Origin of the sequence: Streptomyces sp. GbtcB7 (assembly GCF_019091445.1) — a bacterium.
Classification (GTDB): Bacteria; Actinomycetota; Actinomycetes; order Streptomycetales; family Streptomycetaceae; genus Streptomyces; species Streptomyces mirabilis.
The window spans coordinates 1-318 of the sequence record NZ_JAGXJM010000213.1 but is presented as its reverse complement, the minus strand read 5'-3'; the positions used below and the strand labels follow the sequence as shown (position 1 = coordinate 318).

Genomic DNA, 318 nt, shown 5'->3' with positions numbered 1-318 from the left:
ATCGTCGAGACCGGGACGACCCTGCCGGCCGAGATGTGGGCGGAGTTCGAACAGGTTGCGATCTCACGGTACGAGCGCGACACTCCCAACAGGGTGCGAGGCGAGTTGGAGATCCTCGCCCACCGGATGCACCCGCGCTCGTTCGCGGAACGCCACGAGGAAGCCGCCGCGACGCGGTGCGTGCGGATCGTGCCGGGCCGAGACGGGATGAGCGACGTGGTCGCAACCGTGTCGACGGTGATCGCCGAGGGCATCCACGACCGGCTCACCCAGCAGGCACGAGCGATCATCGACACCCGCGACGAACGTTCCGCTGCG

Annotated in this window: 1 protein-coding gene; it reads left to right on the top strand. The window is 68.6% G+C overall.

Going from position 1 to position 318, the window contains the following annotated elements; genetic code table 11:
• The coding region (locus tag KVT44_RS55880) for a hypothetical protein (protein WP_217576936.1) at positions 1 to 318 on the top strand (318 nt) is incomplete at both ends.